The sequence below is a fragment of the Erwinia sp. MYb416 genome (assembly GCF_037479575.1).
In the GTDB taxonomy this organism is placed as follows: domain Bacteria; phylum Pseudomonadota; class Gammaproteobacteria; order Enterobacterales; family Enterobacteriaceae; genus Erwinia; species Erwinia rhapontici.
Genome location: NZ_JBBGYT010000163.1, coordinates 824 through 1651 on the forward strand (window position 1 = coordinate 824; position 828 = coordinate 1651).

Annotated in this window: 1 protein-coding gene; it reads right to left on the reverse strand. The window is 60.0% G+C overall.

The window, feature by feature from the left end:
* Positions 1–65: 65 nt before the first annotated feature.
* A partial coding sequence (locus WH277_RS01570; protein WP_339503980.1) for an LLM class flavin-dependent oxidoreductase occupies positions 66–828 on the reverse strand: 763 nt, incomplete at its 5' end.

Below are 828 nucleotides of genomic sequence, written 5' to 3' on the forward strand. Positions count from 1 at the left end.
ACTGACCGACGGTCAATCAAAACTCGACACAATGGACACTCTGCCAGCCATCATTATTCCGCCCTTCATCCCCCCGGCTGTGCATCCTCCCGTCCCGGTGTTTTCAGCCCCAAATGTCCCCGGAAGGTGGTCGCGGTGTACTGCTCTCTCAACAGCCCCCGGCGCTGTAACACCGGAATCACCTGGGTGACAAACTCCTCTACGCCGCCGGGAAAATGAGAGAACATCACGTTAAATCCATCGGCCGCCCCGCTCTCCAGCCAGTGCTGCAGGGTATCGGCCACCTGGGTTGCCGTGCCCACCATTTCCAGCCCCTGATAACCACAAATGCGACGCGCCAGCGCCAGGATGCTGAGATTCTCCCGCCGCGCCAGTTGAACCACCCGTTCACGCCCGCTTTTGCTGGCATTACTTTCCGGCATCGCGGGCAGCGGGCCATGTTTATCGTACGGCGAAATATCATGCCCAAGCGCCACGGATAAGGTGGCAAGGCTGCTCTGCTCGTCGACCAGACTGTCGAGCAGTGCTCTTTTCGCCTGCGCCTCTTGTGGCGTTTCCCCCAGCACCACGAACGCCGCCGGGATGATTTTCAGTGCATCACGACGGCCAGCAGCCTGCGCCCGGGACTGCATATCCTGGTAAAACTGACGGGCAGAGACGAGATCCGTCTGGTAGGTGAAGATGACTTCTGCCGTTTCCGCTGCCACCTGCCTGCCAGCTTCAGACGCGCCGGCCTGCACAATCACCGGTCGCCCCTGCGGAGGACGATCAACATTTAACGGCCCGCGTACGGAAAAATACTCCCCCTCGTGATTGAGCGTATGCATC